The sequence below is a fragment of the Microbacterium sp. dk485 genome, from assembly GCF_004570445.1.
In the GTDB taxonomy this organism is placed as follows: Bacteria; Actinomycetota; Actinomycetes; order Actinomycetales; family Microbacteriaceae; genus Microbacterium; species Microbacterium wangchenii.
This window is the reverse complement of sequence record NZ_SPQW01000002.1, coordinates 503,505-515,784: the sequence shown is the minus strand read 5'-3', so window position 1 is coordinate 515,784 and position 12,280 is coordinate 503,505. Positions and strand designations below refer to the sequence as shown.

Annotated in this window: 14 protein-coding genes; 2 read left to right on the top strand and 12 right to left on the bottom strand. The window is 70.8% G+C overall.

Annotation, left to right across the window (positions count from 1 at the left end; all coding sequences use genetic code 11):
- Positions 1 to 42: 42 nt before the first annotated feature.
- Entirely contained in the window at positions 43 to 993 is a 951-nt protein-coding gene (locus tag E4V99_RS13210) for a tetratricopeptide repeat protein (RefSeq protein WP_135117532.1), read from the bottom strand.
- A complete protein-coding gene (locus E4V99_RS13205; protein ID WP_348630748.1) occupies positions 990 to 2,852 on the bottom strand; it encodes a glycosyl transferase in 1,863 nt (620 codons plus the stop codon). Before E4V99_RS13205 ends, E4V99_RS13210 begins: the two co-directional genes overlap by 4 nt.
- A gap of 133 nt (positions 2,853 to 2,985) precedes the next feature.
- On the opposite strand from E4V99_RS13205, the gene E4V99_RS13200 reads away from it, so the two are divergent.
- On the top strand, positions 2,986 to 4,059 hold the full coding sequence (locus E4V99_RS13200; RefSeq protein WP_135117530.1) for an AI-2E family transporter: 1,074 nt from the start codon (positions 2,986 to 2,988) through the stop codon (positions 4,057 to 4,059).
- Positions 4,060 to 4,062: 3 nt separating this feature from the next.
- Here the strand turns inward: E4V99_RS13200 and E4V99_RS13195 are convergent, their stop codons facing one another.
- The 9 genes from E4V99_RS13195 to rpsB form a co-directional block, all read right to left on the bottom strand.
- Positions 4,063 to 4,788 carry an alpha/beta hydrolase gene (locus tag E4V99_RS13195; RefSeq protein WP_135117529.1) on the bottom strand — a complete coding sequence of 242 codons (726 nt, stop codon included), beginning with the start codon at positions 4,786 to 4,788 and terminating at the stop codon, positions 4,063 to 4,065.
- Between the two features lies 1 nt (position 4,789).
- Positions 4,790 to 5,074: a hypothetical protein gene (locus E4V99_RS13190; protein ID WP_135067061.1), complete on the bottom strand. Its 285-nt coding sequence runs from the start codon at positions 5,072 to 5,074 to the stop codon at positions 4,790 to 4,792.
- A 3-nt stretch (positions 5,075 to 5,077) separates the two neighbouring features.
- Positions 5,078 to 5,815, bottom strand: a complete 738-nt coding sequence (locus E4V99_RS13185) for a lytic transglycosylase domain-containing protein (RefSeq protein ID WP_240742658.1) — start codon at positions 5,813 to 5,815, stop codon at positions 5,078 to 5,080.
- Between the two features lie 67 nt (positions 5,816 to 5,882).
- Positions 5,883 to 6,473, bottom strand: coding sequence for a DivIVA domain-containing protein (locus tag E4V99_RS13180; RefSeq protein WP_135117528.1), 591 nt, complete (start codon positions 6,471 to 6,473; stop codon positions 5,883 to 5,885).
- On the bottom strand, positions 6,470 to 7,522 hold the full coding sequence (locus E4V99_RS13175) for a phosphatidate cytidylyltransferase (protein WP_135067067.1): 1,053 nt from the start codon (positions 7,520 to 7,522) through the stop codon (positions 6,470 to 6,472). Before E4V99_RS13175 ends, E4V99_RS13180 begins: the two co-directional genes overlap by 4 nt.
- Positions 7,523 to 7,527: 5 nt before the next feature.
- Complete coding sequence (gene frr, locus E4V99_RS13170) at positions 7,528 to 8,082, bottom strand: ribosome recycling factor (protein WP_135067070.1); 555 nt, start codon at positions 8,080 to 8,082, stop codon at positions 7,528 to 7,530.
- Between the two features lie 72 nt (positions 8,083 to 8,154).
- The gene (gene pyrH, locus E4V99_RS13165) at positions 8,155 to 8,874 is read right to left on the bottom strand and encodes a UMP kinase (protein ID WP_135067073.1); all 720 of its coding nucleotides are present in this window, start codon (positions 8,872 to 8,874) and stop codon (positions 8,155 to 8,157) included.
- An 83-nt stretch (positions 8,875 to 8,957) separates the two neighbouring features.
- A complete protein-coding gene (tsf, locus tag E4V99_RS13160) occupies positions 8,958 to 9,785 on the bottom strand; it encodes a translation elongation factor Ts (protein ID WP_135067076.1) in 828 nt (275 codons plus the stop codon).
- A 94-nt stretch (positions 9,786 to 9,879) separates the two neighbouring features.
- Positions 9,880 to 10,839 carry a 30S ribosomal protein S2 gene (gene rpsB, locus E4V99_RS13155; RefSeq protein WP_135067079.1) on the bottom strand — a complete coding sequence of 320 codons (960 nt, stop codon included), beginning with the start codon at positions 10,837 to 10,839 and terminating at the stop codon, positions 9,880 to 9,882.
- 315 nt (positions 10,840 to 11,154) lie between these two features.
- Here rpsB and E4V99_RS13150 point away from each other — a divergent pair, with 315 nt between their 5' ends.
- A complete protein-coding gene (locus E4V99_RS13150; RefSeq protein ID WP_135117527.1) occupies positions 11,155 to 11,640 on the top strand; it encodes a M23 family metallopeptidase in 486 nt (161 codons plus the stop codon).
- A gap of 9 nt (positions 11,641 to 11,649) precedes the next feature.
- Here the strand turns inward: E4V99_RS13150 and E4V99_RS13145 are convergent, their stop codons facing one another.
- On the bottom strand, positions 11,650 to 12,204 hold the full coding sequence (locus tag E4V99_RS13145) for a DUF3060 domain-containing protein (RefSeq protein WP_135067085.1): 555 nt from the start codon (positions 12,202 to 12,204) through the stop codon (positions 11,650 to 11,652).
- Positions 12,205 to 12,280: the final 76 nt, after the last annotated feature.

Below are 12,280 nucleotides of genomic sequence, written 5' to 3'. Positions count from 1 at the left end.
AATCCCCGCCCGCGGGAGGCCGGGCGGAATGGGAGCGAAGCTTCAGAACAGAAGCGAGGACAGACGTCCGCGAGCCCGCGTGACACGCGGGTCGGCGTCGCCGACGAGCCCGAACAGCTCCAGCAGCCGCTCGCGGACGGGCGCGCGCCGATCCTCGGGCAGAACGGAGAACACGTCCAGCAGCCGATCGAAGGCGTCTTCGACGTGACCGCCGGCGACGTCGAGGTCGGCGACGAGGAACTGGGCCTCCAGGTCCGCGGGGTCGGCTGCGGCGGCGGCACGGGCGGACTGCAGGTCGGCGCCCTGCACGCGAGCGAGCAGGCGCACCTGACCGAGGCCTGCGCGCGCATCCGCATCGTGCGGATCCTCGGCCAGCGCCTGCTCGTAGGCACGGACGGCACGGTCGTAGTCGCCGCTCTCGATCGCCTCGAACGCCTCCGCGTGCAGTGGCGGCAGCGGCGGGTCGGCGGGGGCCTCGTCGCTGTCGGCCTCCGGCGCGCCGGACACCGCGACGGTCCCCGTCACGCCGTTCTGCGCCGCCAGCTGCAGCAGCTGAGCGAAGACCTCCCGCACCTGCTGTTCGGGCACGGCCCCGGTGAACAGCGGAACAGGCTGCCCGCCCACGAGCGCGACGACCATCGGGATGGACTGCGCGCGGAAACCCTGCGCGAGCTGCGGGTTCGCGTCGACGTCGACCTTGGCCAGGACCAGCCGTCCCCCGAGCTCGGTGACGACCTTCTCCAGGATGGGCGAGAGCTGCTTGCACGGTCCGCACCACTCGGCCCACAGATCCACCACGACGGGCACCGTGCGGGAGAGTTCGAGCACCTGGCCGAACGTCGCGTCGGTGACATCCATCACCAGCGAGGGCACGGCGCCGGCGGGTGCTTCCGCCTGATCGCCCGTGGGCGCGGCAGGCGTCTGCGGACGGTTGCGCAGAGCGGACAGATCGACAGCGCCGCGCAGGACGGAACCAGGCTGGGGAGTGCTCACTCGAGGACCTTCGCTTCCAGGATGTTGGACCGGTAACCCAGGAGGCGAATCGGTTCGTTCTCGCCTTCGAGGGGGACGTAGAAGAAGAGCTGATCGGCGTAGGTCGTCTGGAAGCCGGTCGCCGACTGCTCCACGCCCGTCAGCGCGCGCACAGCCGGGTTCTCGGGCAGCCGGATCACCGCGTCGGCGTTCGTCGGACGGACGATGTCGCTCTCGCGGACCTCCACGGCCACGATGGCCCCGCCGTCCAGCGTCGTCAACGCCATGGGCGCGCCCGCTCCCGCCGTGGCCTTGAACTCCAGGCTCGAGGTGCCCGACCCGGTCTGGTTGAGCTGATCCAGGCGCTGCTGCTGGTTCTCGCGGATGCTGGGCAGGAGCAGGTCGCCCGCGGTGTCGAAGTCGTTCCAGTACGCGCTCTTCTCGCCGTTGTTGATGAGGTCGGCGTACGCCGCGGCGACCTCATCCGGGCGCAGGCGCAGGAACGGGGAATCCGGCGGTGCCAGCGCGGCGCCGACGTAGGTGGCCGGCAGGTCGGGCAGCAGCGTCGCCGCCTCCAGGCCTGCGATGTAGGTGGCCTTGTACTCCGACCACGGGTCGGCCTGGGTCATCACCATGATCGTGGGCGCCACGGTGGTGTCATCGGAGGCTTCCACGACCGTCATGAACGAGCGCGGCCATTCATCGAAGGCCTGCGGCAGCACGATCTCGACCGGGCGGTCGGGGATCGGTGCGAGCGGGGTCTGCTCGGGAAGCTGCGCCCGCAGGCCGTAGTTGGTCTGCCGTTCGGCCAGCGCGGGGCCGGCCAGACGCGACGCGGCCAGGTCGGCGTCGGCCGCGGCGTCCGCCTCCGCCACCGTCGAGGCGATGCGCGCGAGGATGCGTTCGGCCTGAGTCTCGGTCACCGCCGGCGACTGCTGTCCCTCCGGGACGATGACCGACGACGTCGGCGACGGGGTGGGCGAGACGGCGAGGTCGGGCCACGCATCGGAGGAGCAGCCGGCGAACAGCAGGCTCGACATCGCGATGGCGGGGACCACGACGAACGACCGCCGTGCCTTGATCGCCCGGCGCCGCCCCGAGCTGATGACGCCCTTCTTGCCGCCTTCGACGGCCAGGTCGATGGGTTCGGTGGGCGGCAGGGGCAGCCCCTTGCGCCGCGGGCCGCGCGAGCGCCGAACATGGCGGATGCCCAGCAGATAGAGGATCACGCCGGCCACCAGCACGATTCCGCCGCCGACGATGAGCGGGCCGGCCCACGGGGTGCTGCGGTCGACCGGCCAGGTGACCGAGATGTCGGCGGGGGCCGGGGCGGTGCCGTCGGATGCCACCAGGACACTCATGTCCTCGGGCAGCTGCAGGGGCGTGGACAGCCGCCGCTCCTGCTGGAACTCGTCCAGCCACAGGTCCGATCCCACCGGGGTGCGCCCGGCGGACTCCGTCTCCTCCGAATCGTCGGCGGGTTCGGCCGCGGCCTCGTCTCCCGCGGGGGCGGCCTCGGGCTCCACCACGCGCGTGCGGAACTCCTCCCCGTCCACGGTGATCCGGTTGTAGGGAACGTCGGCCAGCCAGGCCTGCACATCGGCGGTGCGCCCGTACGCGGCGAAGATCGTGCCCTCACCCTCGACCGTGAGCGTCTGCGCGCCGGGGAACAGGTTCAGGACCTCGCCGTCGATGACGGTGTAGGCCTCCTCCTCGCCGGCGGGCAGAGCGGTGGCTTCGGCGGGGGGCGGTTCGAAGATCGTGCGCTGCGCGATGCCCGCACCGATCATCAGCGCAGCGATGACGAACGCCGCGACCGCCCACACGAAACGCACGAACCATACCTTCCCGATGCCGGCCCGTCGGGTCGGGCCACGCACACACGACATTCCAGCGTAGCGGGAACGACCTGAAAGTCGACCGGGAGGGGGTGCCTGCCGGGTTTGCGGGCCGCCGGTGCGTATCCTGACGGAACGAGATGGCGGCTTCGGCCGCAGCCGGACAGGAGCCCGCGTGAAGATCCACAATCCATTCCGTGTCGCCCTCGTGGCGACGCTCGGGGTCGGCGTCGGCCTGCTGCTGATCAACAGCGTGCAGACCCTGTCCACGATCCTCCTGTACGTCGGCACGGCGCTGTTCCTCTCGCTGGGCCTGGACCCGGTGATCTCGTGGCTCGAGCGGCGCAAGCTCCGCCGCTGGGCCGCCGTGCTGATCACGATCCTGGGGGTGCTGGGCATCTTCGCCGGCATCATCCTGACGATCGTCCCGGTGATCGTGAGCCAGGTGGCTCAGCTGGTCGGCCAGATCGAGGAGATCGCCACCGACCTGGAGTGGGATGACGTCGTCCGGGACGCACGCGCGTGGATGGAGGACACCTTCCCCGCGCTCAATGTCGACACCGCGTGGGGGTACATCGAGGACTGGTGGACCTCTCTCGACCTCGGGACGATCTCCAGCGACGTGGGTGAGGGGATCCTCGGGTTCGTCGGCGCGGTCGTGGTGGGCCTGGGCGGGGCGTTCATCGTCCTGATCCTCACGATCTACTTCACCGCGTCCACGCCGGCGCTGAAGGCCGCCGTGTACCAGCTCGTGCCCGCTTCCAAGCGCGCGCGCTTCATCGACCTGGCCGAGCAGATCACCCGCTCGGTGGGCTATTACGTCATCGGGCAGGCGAGCCTGGGCGTCATCAACGGCGTGCTCAGCGCGATCTTCCTCTCGATCATCGGCGCGCCCTTCCCCGCCGTGCTCGCCGTGGTCGCCTTCTTCTTCTCGCTCATCCCGCTCGTGGGGACCCTGACGGGCTCGACCATCATCGTGCTCACGTGCCTGATCCCCGGTCTCGGCTCCCCCACGACGGCGCTCATCGCGGCGATCTACTACCTGATCTACATGCAGGTCGAGGCCTACGTCGTCTCTCCGCGCATCATGAACCGCGCGGTCGCGATCCCCGGCTCCGTCGTGGTCATCGCGGCCCTGGCCGGCGGATCGCTCCTCGGACTGCTCGGCGCCCTCGTGGCGATCCCGGTGGCCGCCAGCATCCTGATCATCTACCGGCAGGTGCTCATCCCACGGCAGAACGAGCGGTGACGCTCAGTCCTGCGGCACCGGACCGTCCCACGTGGTGGGCAGGGGCAGTGCCGCGGGATTGACCACGCCCACGATCTCCGACAGCACTCGGCGGGTCTGACTCTCCCCCACCCACAGGTGCTTGCCGCCCTCCACCGGGACGAGCGTGGCCTCCGGTACGGCCGCGAAGCGTTCGGCGGCCTCGGCGGGGCGGAGGTAGTCGTCGAACTCGGGGACGACCACCACCAGGCGACGAGGATCTCCCGCCCACCCCGCGAGCTCGTCGGCGCTCGTGCGGTGCAGCGGCGGCGACAGCAGGATGGCACCCTCGACGTCGTGCTCGCGGCCGTACTTCAGTGCCAGCTCGGTGCCGAACGACCAGCCCAGGAGCCACGGATGCGGCAGTCCGCGCTCGGCGGCGAACCGCACCGCCGCCGCGACGTCATGGCGCTCGCCGGCGCCGCCGTCGAAGGCTCCCTCGCTCGTTCCCCGCGGCGAGCTCGTGCCGCGGGTGTTGAAGCGCAGCACGGCGAGGTCGGCCAGCGCGGGCAGGCGCGCGGCGGCCTTGCGCAGGATGTGCGAGTCCATGAATCCACCCGCGGTGGGCAGCGGATGCAGCGTCACGAGCGTCGCGACCGGATCGCGGCTCTCGGGGAGCGCGAGCTCGCCGACGAGGGTCAGGCCGTCGTCGGTGTGCAGCTCGATCTCCTCGCGGCGCGCGGGCAGGGCGAGCGGTCCTCGGATTTCCATGTCAGCCGATCCTCCAGCAGTGGGTGTGCCAGTGGCGGCGGGCGGCGAGGTCGGCGGCGTCACCGAGGACGCCGTCCGCCCGCCACACCACCACGTGGGCGACACCGGGTTCGACCGTGCCGCCACATCCGGGACACGTGTAGGGCTTCTGTGCGGCGTGGGCGGCGACCGGTTGCACGGTCCATTCGACGCCACGCCGGCTCTCGGTGCGCTTCCATCCTGCGATCAGGCGCGCCAAGGAATCATCGCCGGATGACTGCGGCCGGCGCCGCTTCCCGCGGGCCACCGGTCAATACCAGCCGCGGCTCTGCGAGCTGCCCCAGGCCCCGCACGGGTCGCCGTAGCGACTGCCGATGTACCCCAGCCCCCACGCGATCTGCGTCGCCGGGTTGGACTCCCAGTCGGCGCCCGCGCTGGCCATCTTGCTCCCCGGCAGCGCCTGCGGGATGCCGTACGCGCCGCTGGAGGAGTTGTACGCGTTCACGCGCCAGCCGGATTCCTTCTGCCACAGCGCCCGCAGGCACGCGAACTGGTCGTCGCCCCAGCCGCGGGCGAGAACAGCCTCGTAGGCGATCGCCTGCGCGGTGCCGGGGTCCGGCGCCACGAAGGGGGGCTGCCATCCCGACGATGACGAAGCCCCGGCCGGCGCCGCCACGCTGCGCGCGGTGGCAGTGGGGGTGGGCGTGGGCTTGGGGGTGACGTACACGGAGTAGGTGCCGCGCTCGAGCGCGGCCGGGGTGATGGCACCCGGGGCCGGCGAGTAGCTCTGCGTGTCGGCGAGGGCGTTCTCGAACAGCGAGACCCGATCCGGGTCGACCTCCGCCAGCGCCGCCCCCGTGGGTCCGACGTACGCCGCCACGAACCCCAGCGCGGACAGCGCGGCGAAGACGGCGAGCACCCCGCGCCGACGCGACCAGCGGGGCGTCCGGCGCGGCGGCGTAGGCGGGGGCACCACATCGAGACCGTTGGCCGGCCTGCGGACGATCGGTCCGGAGGTGGCGCGCGTCATCTCGGTGCCGGAGGTCACAATGCGCTCGATTCTAGCCGCCTGCCCCATCGCCCGCCATCCGCCGAGCCGGGGGTGCAGGACGACGTCAGCCGACGGCGAGCATGACCTCGACCACGGCATCGAGCACCGCGTCGACCTGGTCCTCGCGATAGCCGCCCCGCTGCATCCGGAACGCCACGGCTCTGACCTGGTCGGCCGTCACCGGCTCCCCCGCCGCGAGGTAGCGCGCGATCTTGTCGGCGACCAGGTCGACTTCGTCCACGCGATAGCCGTACCGCAGCACGCCGACGCGGTCGAAGCGCTGTCCACGCGGGCGCAGCAGCCGGTCCAGGACCACCTGCGCGGTCTCGCGCGACTCCGCGACCCAGGCCCGCGCGCCGCGCCGGTTCATCGCCCACTCGCGCTCGCGAGCGGCGAAGGCGTCCTCGATGCGCCCGAGCGCGGCATCGACGGGGGCGATGGCGTACCCGTGACGGACGAGCGGGAACGCCGTGGCGCGCACCTCCGTCGAGCGCAGCGCATCGGGCTCGTCGGATTCGAAGGCGGCACGGGCCCGCTCGAGGAACGCGTCCACCGCGCGCTTCTCGTAGCCCTTCTGCCGACCGGTCGCGTCGGGGAACGGCGGGCGGGTCTCGGTCGCGGCCTCCTCGGCCGGGCGCTCCGTCTCGAGGGTCATGTCACCACCAGAGGGCTCAGGAGATAGAACAGCGCCAGGGCTCCCGTGGCCGAGGGGAGGATGGAATCGAGTCGGTCGAGCACGCCGCCGTGGCCGGGCAGCCACGAGCTCATGTCCTTGATGCCGAGATCGCGCTTGATCATGGACTCACCGAGATCGCCCGCCGTGGCGGTGCCGAGGATCACCGCGCCGAAGATCAGCCCCGCCCACCACGGGAGGTGCAGCATGTACAGCGCCAGCAGGACTCCGGCCGCAAGCGCGGCGACGGCGGCGCCGGCGAAGCCCTCCCACGTCTTCTTGGGGCTGATCCGCGGGGCCATCAGATGACGCCCGCCGCGTCCGAAGGTCAGACCGGACACATAGGCCCCCGTGTCGGCGGCGACCGTCACGATGAGGAAGGCGAGAACCCACCACTCCCCTTCGGGTTGAGCGAGCAGCACCATCGCGAGGCTGCCCATGAACGGCACGTACAGCTGGATGAACCCCGCGACCAGGACGTCGGAGAGCACCGCGCCGTACGAGCGGCCGTCGCGCGCGAACATCTGGCCGAGCAGGCGCCACACCACCACGAGCACGACCGCCGCGATCACGGCGACCCAGTGCAGCCACAGGCTCGTGAATGCACCCGAGAGCAGCAGGAGCGTACTCGCCAGCAGCTGCGGGACGAGATCGACGCGACGTCCGGAGGCCTGCAGGGCGCGCGCGAACTCGAAGACCGCCAGTGAGACCGCGGCGATCGCGAAGACCAGGAAGATCCACTTGACGAACAGGAGGGATCCGAGCACCGCTGCGCCGGCGGCCAGGCCGATGAGGGTCGCCAGCAGCAGGTTGCGCCCCGTGCGCTGTGCGATGCGTGCGTTGGCCTCTTCGAACTCGGCGCGCGCGTGCGCGACCTGGCTCTCGAACTCCGTGCGTGCGGCGCGGATGTGCGTCTGGAAGCCCGCCCCGGCGTCGGCGGCGCTCTGCGCACGGCGCGCACGAGCCGCGTCGCGTCGGGAGAGCGGCGCGTCCGGGGGTGACGCGCTTTCCGGGCCGGAGGGGTCGGTCATGGGGTCTAGACCTCGAGGAGCTCTGCCTCTTTGCGCTTGAGCGCCTCGTCGATCGCGTCGACGTGCGCCTTGGTCAACGCATCCAGCTCCTTCTCAGCGCGGACGAGTTCATCCTCGCCGACCTCGCTCTTGAGCGCATCCAGCTCGTCCTTGGACTTGCGGCGGATGCCGCGGACGTGCACCTTCGCGTCCTCGCCCTTGCCCCGGACGATCTTGACGAACTCCTTGCGGCGCTCGGCGGTGAGCTCGGGCAGCGTGACGCGCACGATGTTGCCGTCGTTGGTGGGGTTCGCGCTGAGGTTCGGCATGTCGCGGATGGCGGTCTCGATCGCCTTCAGGGCCGACTTGTCGTAGGGGGTGACCACGAGGGTGCGGGCTTCGGGGTTGTTCAGCGAAGCCAGCTGGGCCAGCGGGGTGGGGGAACCGTAATAGTCCACCATCACCTTCTGGAACATCTGCGGGTTCGCGCGCCCGGTGCGAACAGTGGCGAAGTCTTCTTTCGCAGCTTCGACGGCGCGGTCCATGCGCGTTTCGGCGTCGGCCAGAACATCGGCGATCACGGGGACTCCATTCGTTGGGCTCGACGTCTCAGTCTAGACAAGCGCGCGCCATCCGGCGGGCGCACGCTCCGCTCACGCGGTGACGCGGGTTCCGATCGGCTCGCCCAGCAGGGCGCGCGTGACGCTGCCGGCCGGCACCATGCCGAACACGCGCATGTCCATGCCGTTGTCCATGCACAGGCTGAATGCCGTGGAGTCGACGACTTTGAGCCCGCGCTGGAGGGCGTCGCGGTAGGTGATGGTGTCGATGCGCGTCGCCGTGGCGTCGTGCCGCGGATCGGCGGTGTAGACGCCGTCCACGCCGTTCTTGGCGACGAGGACCTCCGTCGCGCCGATCTCCAGCGCCCGCTGCGCGGCGACGGTGTCGGTGGAGAAGTACGGCAGGCCGGCGCCGGCTCCGAAGATGACCACGCGCCCCTTCTCGAGGTGGCGCTCGGCGCGGCGCGGGATGTACGGCTCGGCGACCTGGGTCATGGAGATGGCCGACTGCACGCGCGTGGCCGCGCCGGCCTGCTCGAGGAAGTCCTGCAGCGCGAGGGCGTTCATGACCGTTCCCAGCATGCCCATGTAATCGGCCCGGCCGCGGTCCATTCCCCGCTGGCTGAGCTCGGCGCCGCGGAAGAAGTTCCCCCCGCCCACGACGACGGCGACCTCGACACGATCCACCGCCGCGGCGATCTCACGGGCCATCTGGCTGACGACGTCGGGATTGACACCCAGCTGCCCTCCGCCGAAAGCCTCACCCGACAGCTTCAGCAGGACGCGGCGGCGTCCGGTGGCCTCATCGATCACGTGTCATCCTCTCGTCGGGTACAACTTATCGTCGGGCATGGGAAAGGCCCGCACCGGTCAGCGATGCGGGCCTTCCACACGTGTTACGCGCCGACCTTGAAGCGAGCGAAGTCGGTGATCGTGATCCCGGCGTCCTTGGCGACCTGAGCCACCGACACCTTGTTGTCCTTGGCGTAGTCCTGGTCCAGGAGCACGACCTGCTTGAAGAACGCGTTCACGCGACCCTCGACGATCTTCGGCAGCGCCGCCTCCGGCTTGCCCTCGTTGCGGGAGATCTCGGTGACGATCTCGCGCTCCTTCTCGACGTCGGCCTCGGGCACGTCCTCGCGGGCGAGGTAGGTCGGGTTGGCGAACGAGACGTGCTGCGCGATGCTGCGAGCGGCCTCTGCGTTCTCGCCGCTGTAGGCGACGACGACACCGATCTGCGGCGGGAGGTCCTTGCTGGTCTTGTGCAGGTACACCGAGAAGTGCTCGCCGGTCAGCGTGCGCACGCGACGCAGCTCGACCTTCTCGCCGATGATGGCGGCCTCGTCCGAGATCAGCTCGGCGACGGTCTGCTCACCGGCGGGGGCGGCCAGGGCCGCCTCGGCGGAGTCGGCGGAGGCGGCGGCAGCCGCTTCCACGACCTTGTCGGCCAGCGCGATGAACCGCTCGTTCTTGGCGACGAAGTCGGTCTCGCACGCGAGCTCGAGCAGGGTGACCTTGCCGTCCTGCTCACGCGCGGTGACCAGGCCCTCGCTCGTGGAGCGGTCGGCGCGCTTGGCGTTGCCCTTCGCGCCCTTCAGACGCAGGATCTCGACGGCCTTGTCGACGTCGCCGTCGGCCTCCTCGAGCGCCTTCTTGGTGTCGACCATGCCCGTGCCGAGCTGCTCACGCAGCGCCTTGATGTCGGCGATCGTGAAGTTTGCCATGTGTGGTGGCTCCTAGTTCTGGTGAGTTCTGAGGGAGACGTCGGCGAGGTCGCTGGTCACGACCTCGCCGACGGGAGTGTGGTGTGGGCGCCGATTACTTCTCGGCGGACTCGGCCTGAGCGGCCTCGTCGGTGGTCTGCTCCGCGGCGGCGGCTGCCTCGGCGTCGGCGGCGGACTCGGTCGCCGCTTCGCCCTCGATGGCCTGCTCGTCGGCGATGAGCTCGTTCGCCTCGGCGGTGGCCTCGGCGACATCCGCGACCTTCTCGGTCTCGGCGGAGGACTGCGACGGGGCACCCTGCTCGAGCAGCTCGCGCTCCCACTCCGCCAGCGGCTCGGCGACCTCGGTCGCCTCCCCGGCGGGCTGGTGACGCTGGATGAGGCCCTCGGCCGCGGCGTCGGCGATGATGCGGGTGAGCAGGCTCACCGAGCGGATCGCGTCGTCGTTGCCGGGGATCGGGTACTGGAACTCGTCGGGGTCGGCGTTGGTGTCGAGGATGCCGATGACGGGGATGCCGAGCTTCTTGGCCTCATCCACGGCCAGGTGCTCGCGCTTGGCGTCGACGACCCAGATGGCGGACGGGGTCTTCTGCAGGTTGCGGATACCGCCCAGCGACTTGTGCAGCTTGTCGAGCTCCCGCTTCTTCAGCAGCAGCTCCTTCTTGGTGAAGCCGCTCTCGGCGGGGTTGTCGTAGTCCAGCTCCTCGAGCTCCTTCATGCGCGCGAGACGCTTGGAGACGGTCTGGAAGTTGGTGAGGAGGCCACCGAGCCAGCGCTGGTTCACGTACGGCTGGCCGACGCGGGTCGCCTGCTCGGCGAGGACTTCCTGCGCCTGCTTCTTGGTGCCGACGAAGAGGATGGTGCCGCCGTGGGCGACGGTCTCCTTGACGAACTCGTACGCCTTGTCGATGTAGGACAGCGACTGCTGCAGGTCGATGATGTGGATGCCGCTGCGCTCGGTGAGGATGAAGCGCTTGACTTTCGGGTTCCACCGGCGGGTCTGGTGTCCGAAGTGGACGCCGCTGTCGAGCAGCTGGCGAATGGTGACGACGGCCATGGCCGTTCTCCTTCTCTGGGCGCGGATGCGCCTGGGTTGCGGTTGGTTTCGCGCCGGCCCGGATGGGCGGCGAGCCTGGTGTCCGGCACGCATCCGCTCCCGGGCGAAAGCTCGGGAGACCGGTGGATGCGGGATGCCGCGCGGTGCAGTTCGCAGGGAACCGCGGTGCGCTGTGGACACGCGGAGTCACCCCGACGGACGGGGTGCCCTTCTACTGTACCAGCCGCGCCTCCCCAGCACCCCGCATCGCCGGCACCGTCCACCGGAGCCGTTTCCGCCCGCCGGTGGGCAGTGGTCGCGCGCGATCCTGGGGCGATGCCGCATCCGTTCCGCAGCGCCGTGACCGTGGCCGTCGCCGCAGTGTGGGCGGTGACCACTCCTGCCTCAGCGCCCCTGATGGAGCGCGGATGGACGTGGCCGACGGCGCCGGTGCAGATCGTCCGCCCCTTCGCCGCGCCCGCGCACGCGTCCGGTGCGGGGCACCGCGGCATCGACCTGGCCGCCGACGGCGCGGTGCGCGCCCCCGCCGACGGGGTCATCGCCTACTCCGGCACCGTGGTGGACCGGGGCGTCCTCACGATCGATCACGGTGACGGGCTCGTGACGACCTTCGAGCCGGTGGAGTCGGCGCTGCGTCCCGGCGACGCCGTGACTCGCGGGCAGGAGGTCGCCGAGGTCGCCTCCGGAGGCCATACCGCCGAGGGAGCCGTGCATTTCGGAGTGCGGCTGGACGGCGACTACATCAACCCGCTGCTGCTCCTGGGCGGCGTGCCGCGCGCCGTCCTCCTGCCGTGCTGCTGAAGGCGCGGATCACTGGATGGAGTTGCGGGCCCCGCCGTCGGAGATGACCGCATCGTCGTCGATGCCGCGGACGACGTTGTCGTTCCCGTCCACCGTGACGGCGTCGATGGAGTCCGTCGCGGTGACGGTGTTGCGGTCTCCGGTCATGATGAGGTCGTCGAGATCGCGCGCGGTGACCGTGGAGTCGTTCCCCACCAGCGTGAGCGAATCCGTCTCCCCCACCGTGACCGTGACACGGTCGCCTTCGATGCCCAGCACGTCGATGTCGGCGGCCGAGAGGTCCACGGCGAGGTCGTTGCCCTGCACCTGCACCGAGGGGCAGTCGCCGCGCACGGCCAGGGAGGGCGAGCCCGCCGTGAGCGTGAGCGGTGCGCCGGCGCAGTCCTGCGCGGTGCCGGGGTCGGCCGGGGCTGCTGTCGGCGTCGCCGGAGGCGAGGACGTGGCCGACGGCACGGGCCGGGCCTCGTCGGAGGGCAGGCGCGTCACGACGGGGTCGGGCGCGGCGCATCCGGACAGGATCGCCGCCGATGCCACCAGAACGGCCAGGTGTGCGCGTCGAGTCATGTTTCCACGGTAGGTCCCTCGCCCGGCGAACGAGGAGATCCGGCCGATCGAAGGTCCGAAAGACCCGGGTGCTCTC

Bases quoted from the DNA above. Each gene is read 5' to 3' on its own strand.
- E4V99_RS13195 (WP_135117529.1), bottom strand. From the start codon at position 4,788: ATGGAAATCCGAGGACCGCTCGCCCTGCCCGCGCGCCGCGAGGAGATC.
- E4V99_RS13180 (WP_135117528.1), bottom strand. From the start codon at position 6,473: ATGACCCTCGAGACGGAGCGCCCGGCCGAGGAGGCCGCGACCGAGACC.
- E4V99_RS13175 (WP_135067067.1), bottom strand. From the start codon at position 7,522: ATGACCGACCCCTCCGGCCCGGAAAGCGCGTCACCCCCGGACGCGCCG.
- tsf (WP_135067076.1), bottom strand. From the start codon at position 9,785: ATGGCAAACTTCACGATCGCCGACATCAAGGCGCTGCGTGAGCAGCTC.
- rpsB (WP_135067079.1), bottom strand. From the start codon at position 10,839: ATGGCCGTCGTCACCATTCGCCAGCTGCTCGACAGCGGCGTCCACTTC.
- E4V99_RS13150 (WP_135117527.1), top strand. From the start codon at position 11,155: ATGCCGCATCCGTTCCGCAGCGCCGTGACCGTGGCCGTCGCCGCAGTG.
- E4V99_RS13145 (WP_135067085.1), bottom strand. From the start codon at position 12,204: ATGACTCGACGCGCACACCTGGCCGTTCTGGTGGCATCGGCGGCGATC.